Origin of the sequence: Methylobacterium trifolii (assembly GCF_022179685.1) — a bacterium.
GTDB classification, from domain to species: Bacteria; Pseudomonadota; Alphaproteobacteria; order Rhizobiales; family Beijerinckiaceae; genus Methylobacterium; species Methylobacterium trifolii.
Map to the genome: position 1 here is coordinate 1 of NZ_BPRB01000287.1, position 5,972 is coordinate 5,972.

The 5,972-nt window shown below is 71.6% G+C and carries 3 protein-coding genes; 2 read left to right on the forward strand and 1 reads right to left on the reverse strand.

Features of this window, described 5'->3' with window-relative positions:
• On the reverse strand, positions 1–998 hold a 998-nt coding region (locus tag COGEMETH_RS22075; protein WP_238184838.1), incomplete at its 3' end, for an MFS transporter.
• A gap of 168 nt (positions 999–1,166) precedes the next feature.
• On the opposite strand from COGEMETH_RS22075, the gene COGEMETH_RS22080 reads away from it, so the two are divergent.
• Both COGEMETH_RS22080 and COGEMETH_RS22085 read left to right on the forward strand, forming a co-directional pair.
• Positions 1,167–1,919, forward strand: coding sequence for a GntR family transcriptional regulator (locus COGEMETH_RS22080; protein WP_238184839.1), 753 nt, complete (start codon positions 1,167–1,169; stop codon positions 1,917–1,919).
• 148 nt (positions 1,920–2,067) lie between these two features.
• The coding region (locus COGEMETH_RS22085) for a rhamnosyltransferase WsaF family glycosyltransferase (protein ID WP_238184841.1) at positions 2,068–5,972 on the forward strand (3,905 nt) is incomplete at its 3' end.

Below are 5,972 nucleotides of genomic sequence, written 5' to 3' on the forward strand. Positions count from 1 at the left end.
GGCACGCCGGCCAGCGAGATCAGGATGGTGTAGCTCACGGACTTGGCGACGCTGTGGCCGGACGCCTGGAGCAGGGCCCCGAGCCAGGTGGTCAGCCCGTAGAAGCCGAGCAGGGCGAAGAACCAGGTCAGCCAGATCATCACGGTGCGGCTGGCATAGCCCGGGCTCCAGAGTTCCAGGAACGAGAACCGGCGCTCGCAGCGAACCTGCGCCGCCAGCGGCTGCGGCTCCGGCAGGGGGCGTCCGCCGAGGCGCGCGCGCACCTTCGCCTCGATCTCGTCCATGACCCGGTTGGCCTCCTCGAAGCGGCCGCGGTCGGCGAGCCAGCGGGGCGATTCGGGCACGAACATGCGGATGACGAACAGGAACAGGGCCGGCACGGCCTGGGCCAGGAAGACGGCGCGCCAGTCGAAGTAGCTCAGCAGGACGAGGCTGAGGCAGCCCGCAGCGATGAAGCCGAGCGGCCAGAAGCCCTCCATGATCGCGAGGTAGCGCCCGCGCTTGGCGCTCGGCACGAACTCCGAGACGATGGCGAGCGCCACCGGGAACTCCATGCCCATGCCGAAGCCCAGCAGCAGGCGCGCGTAGCCGAGGCTCGTCGCGTCCGGCGCGTAGGCGCACCACAGGCTGCCCAGGCCCCAGAACACCATGCTGACCTGGAACACGAGCTTGCGGCCGAAGCGGTCCGCCAGCATCCCCGAGAGGGCGGCCCCCAGGAACATGCCGACGAAGCTCATGCTGGAGAGCAGCCCGGCCTGGGCCGTCGAGAGGCCGAACTCCGTCTTGATCGAGCCGAGGAGGAAGGTGAGCGAGCCGAGGTCGATCGAATCGAAGAACCAGGCGGTGGCGATGATCAGGAAGATCGTGCGCTGGAACCCCGTCATCGGCAGGCGCTCCAGGCGCGCCGCGATCATCACGTCGGAGGCCCGCGCGGAGGCCGCCCCCGCGGCGACGCCCGGCATCGGCGTGGCCGCCGGTAGAATCATCTGCCCCGTCATCGTCGCCCTCCCAGGCCGTCCTTCTTGCGCCCGGAGCGTCTGATATTTCAGTGAGATATTCAAGATAGATTCTCGGTGTTTCGCGGTGAGTCCCGAGGGCCGGCGGAGCCGTGCGATCCGCAAGGGGGCGTGCTATCGAGGGCGGACAGCCGAGATCGTGGGCCCGAGATGAATTACGTTGCCGGCAAGCCCCCCCGCGCCAGCCGCGTGCCGCGGGCGCGGAAGGCGCCAGCTTCGGCTGCGACCCCCGCCGCCCCTGGCGGCGTCGGCGCGGACGAGCCGGAAGAACTGCTGCTGACGGAGCGGGCCTACCGGCAGCTCGAGGAACTGATCACCACCCTGAAGCTGCCGCCGGGCACGGTGCTGGGCGAGCAGAGCCTGGCGCAGCGCCTCCGGATCGGCCGCACCCCCGTGCGCGAGGCCCTGCAGCGCCTCGCCCGCGACGGCCTCGTCATGGTGCTGCCGCGCCGCGGCATCCTCGTCTCCGAGATCAACCTGCGCACGCAGCTGCGGCTCCTGGAGACGCGGCGGGTGCTGGAGAACCTGATCGCGCGGCTCGCGGCCGAGCGGGCAAGCCCCGAGGAGCGGGCCGGGTTCGGCGCGATCGCCGCGAGCATGCGGGAGGCCGCCCTGGCCAACGACGACCTCGCCTTCATGCGCCTGGACCGCGGCTTCAACGAGGGCGTCGCGGCGGCTTCCCGCAACGAGTTCGCCGTGCGCTCGCTGAGCACGATGGCGGCCCTGTCCCGACGCTTCTGGTACCAGCACTACAAGGAGGCGGCCGACCTGCCCCTGGCCGCAACCCTCCACGCCGAGGTCTGCGACGCGATCGCGGCCGGCGATGCAAAGTTGGCGGGCACGGCGTCCGACCGGCTGATGGACTACATCGAGAGCTTCGCCCGCAAGACCATCGACACGTGAGGCCGGCCGCGCGAGCCCGGTCCGGGACGGTGTCGTGGCACCGCGCCGGGATCGGCCGCCTTCACGCGGGGCGCCATTCGCGGTAGGCGCCCGGAGACGATGGGGCCGGCGGCGTGCGGTCCGCAGGAACGACGGGGTCTTGGACAGAGTGGACGAACGCGAGACATCCCGATCCCCGTCTCCGGGCCCGGCGGAAGCCGGACCGGAGGGCGCGAGCCCCTCGGCCCGCCCGCACGGCGAGCACGGGGGCTGGCGGACGCGGCTGGCGGGGCACCTCAACGCCATCCCCGGAACCCTCCTGGGTTCGGGCAAGGGCCGGCGGCGCAAGCTCGTCTCGGCCCGGTCCGCGCAGGATGCGGACCTGGCACAGGTCCGGCGGGTGCTCGACCCGGACTGGTATCTCGCGACCTATCCCGAGCTTGCCGCCACCGTCACCGATCCGGCCGAGCACTACCTGCGCGAGGGCGCGCGCCAGGGCCGGGCGCCCCACCCGCTGTTCGATCCGGCCTGGTACGCGCGCAATCATCCGGACCTGACCGAGGGCGGCATCAACCCGCTTCTGCATTTCCTCGACCGCCGCGACGGGGAGGGCGGCGACCCGCATCCCCTGTTCGACATGGGCTGGTATCTGGAACGGTACCCGGACGTGCGCGCGGCCGGCGACAACGCGCTGGCCCACTACATCCGACACGGGGCCGAGGAGGGGCGCAGCCCCCATCCGCTCTTCGACGCCGCCTGGTATCGGAGCCGCAACCCCCACGGCGACCTCTCCGCACCGCTGCAGCACTACCTGGAGGGGCGCGGCCGCGACCCGCACCCGCTGTTCGACGACGCGTATTACCGCAAGGCGCTGCCGGACCTCGACGGCGTCGGCCTGACGCCGCTCGCCCATTACGTCATGCGCGGCGCCGCCCTCGGCTACGACCCCAATCCGTTCTTCGACACCGACTGGTACGTCGCCAACCACGAGACCCTGGGCGAGACCGGCGAGAACCCCCTGGTCCACTACCTGCGCGCGGGCGCCGCCGAGGGCCGCGACCCGCATCCGGCCTTCGACCGGCGCTGGTACGCCTTCCGGCACCGCGACGCCGTCGAGGCCGGCTGGGAGCCCCTGGCGCACTACCTGGTCTTCGGCCGTGCCGACGGCCGTTCGATCCGGCCGCCCGACGCCGAGACCGCGGATTGCGCGGTCCTCGACATCCCCTACGAGATCCGCCGCGCAACCGATCTGGCCGGGCGCGAGGTCTGCGTGTTCGTGACCTATTCGCGGGACGGGGCCATCGCCGAGCATGTCCGGCTCCACGTCGAGGCGCTTCGTAGCACTGGCATCGCCGTCGTCCTGACGATCGCCACGGACGGCCTCGACCGGCCCCTGCCGGCCTGGTGCGAGGCCGTCGAGGGCCTGGTCGTGCGCCGCAACCACGGCTGGGACTTCGCCGCCTGGGCCGCGACGCTCTCCGCCCTCCCCGACCTCTGGCAGGCCCGGCTCCTGATCCTGGCCAACGACAGCGTCTACGGCCCCACCGACCCGGAGCGGTTCGAGGCCGTGATCGCGCGCATCCGCGCCAGCGCCGGCGACGTGATCGCGCTGACCGACAGCCATCAGATGAAGCATCACCTGATGAGCTACTTCATCGCCATCAAGGCTTCCGGCCTCGCCTCGCCCCACGTGCAGGGATTCTGGAACGGCGTGCGCAGCCTGCGCGACAAGCAGGCGGTGATCGATTCCTACGAACTCGTGCCGATCGAGGCCCTGGAGCGGGCCGGGCTCGCCGTCGAGGTGCTGTTCCCGACGACCCGCGGCTTCGGCCGTCCCATCAACCCGACGATCGAGGACTGGCTGGGCCTTGCGGCCCGCGGCTTCCCCTTCCTGAAGGTCCAGCTCCTGCGCGACCGGCTGGCACAGGCCGACCCGCGGGGCTGGCGCGCGGCGCTGCACGCCAATCCGGCGCTGCGCGCGGCCATCGAGACGCACCTGGCGAACGCCGGGTCCGCGAAGCGGGCGCATGCCCGGCCGGTGCCGGCCCCGCGGCAGCGCTACAGGCGCACGCCGAACCTGACCACGTTCTACGGATCGGTGGAGAGCACGCGGCCCAGGCGCCCCACCGACCTCGCCCTCGAGGTCCCCTTCCGCTACGCCCCCGATCCGGCCCGGCTGCCCGAGCGCGTGGCGGTGATCGCGCACGTCTACTACCCGGACCTCTGCGACGAGATCCGCGATTATCTCGCCAACATCCCGGTCCGCGCCGACCTGTTCGTCTCCACCGACACGGAGGCCAAGCGGGCCGCGATTGCGGCGGCCTTCGCCGGGCATTCCGGCAGCGTGAGCGTCGAGGTGTTCCCCAACGTCGGGCGCGACGTCGCGCCGATGCTGGTCGGGTTCGCCCGCGTGTTCGAGGCCTATCCGGTCTTCCTGCACATCCATTCCAAGAAGTCGCCGCACGAGGGCCGGCTCGCCCCCTGGCGGCGCTACCTCCTCGACACCCTGCTGGGCTCGCCGGAGATCGTGCGCTCGATCCTCGGGCTTCTCTCCAATTCGAACGTCGGACTGGTCTACCCCGAGCATTTCGAGCCGGTGCGCAGCCTCCTGAACTGGGGCAGCAACTACGACGCCGCCCGCAGCCTGCTCGGCCGCGCCGGGATCGGCCTGAGCAAGGAACTGGTGCTCGAATTCCCCTCCAGCTCCTTCTACTGGGGCCGCAGCGACGCCCTGCGCGGGCTGCTCGACCAGGGGCTCGACTGGGGGGACTTCCCGGCCGAGGCCGGCCAGGTCGACGGCACGACCGCCCACGCGATCGAGCGGGCGATCCTCTATTTCGTGGAGGGCCGGGGCTACCGCTGGGCCAAGGTCGGGCGCGCCGACCGCGTGCCGCCCGAGACCCTGGTGCCGGCGCTCGCCGAGCGGGACCTGCCGCAGGACCTCCTGCGGGTCTGCCGCTCCCTCCTGCACAACCGGCTGCCGGCCCTGGAGAGCCGGCCGCTGTTCGGCGACCTCACGCCCATCGCGACGCGGCCGGACGGCCGCACCCGCCCGCGCCTCAACCTGATCATCCCCACCCTGAAGCCGGAACTGCGCTTCGGCGGGATCACCACGGCGATCCGAATCTTCGAGGAGATCGCCGAGGCGCTGGGCGGGTCCGTCGACCTGCGGATCATCTGCCAGACCCGCGCCCTCGACCTCGAATCGATGCTGGCCTTCCCGGGCTACCGCCTCGTCGGCTTCGGGGCCTGCACCGATTTCCCCCGGGTCGTGGTCGACGTGACGGATCAGGAGAGCGGCGAACTGGACGTGCGTCCCGGCGACGTGTTCGTCGCCACCGCCTGGTGGACGGCGGTCAACGCCTACGAACTCCAGGCGCGGCAGGCCGCCTATTTCGGGATCGGGCGCAAGGTCGTCTACCTGATCCAGGACCACGAGCCGGACTTCTACGGCTGGTCCCCGCAATACGGGATGGCGCAGGCGACCTACGGCCACGGCGACCGGACCATCGCCCTGATCAATTCCGAGGAGCTGGCCGCCTTCATGGCCCGCGCCTACGCCGTGCCGGACGCCTACGTCGTGCGCTTCAAGCTGAACCCGGCGATCGGGCGCGCCATGAGCCGCCGGCCGCGCGAGCGGATCATCCTGCTCTACGGGCGGCCGAACACGCCGCGGAACTGCTTTTCGACGATCTGCGCCGCGGTCTCCCGCTGGCAGCAGGCCAACCCCACCGCGGCGGCGCTCTGGCGGGTCGTCTCGGCGGGCGAGAGCTATGCCCCGGCCGCCGCCGGCGCGGTCCAGAACCTCGACATCCACGGCAAGCTCTCGCTGGAGGACTATGCCGACCTGCTGTCGCGGGCGTCCGTCGGCATCTCGCTGATGCTCTCGCCCCACCCGAGCTATCCGCCCCTGGAGATGGCCCAGGGCGGCCTGCACACGATCACCAACGCCTACGACGGCAAGGACCTGTCGAAGCGCAATCCCCGCATCCTCTCGATCCCCTTCGCCACCCCCGAGGCCGTGCTCGAAGCCCTGGAGACCGCCATCGTCCGCGCCGAGGCCGAGATCGGCCG

Excerpts from the sequence above, each read along its gene's own strand:
- COGEMETH_RS22080 (WP_238184839.1), top strand. The coding sequence starts at position 1,167 with ATGAATTACGTTGCCGGCAAGCCCCCCCGCGCCAGCCGCGTGCCGCGG.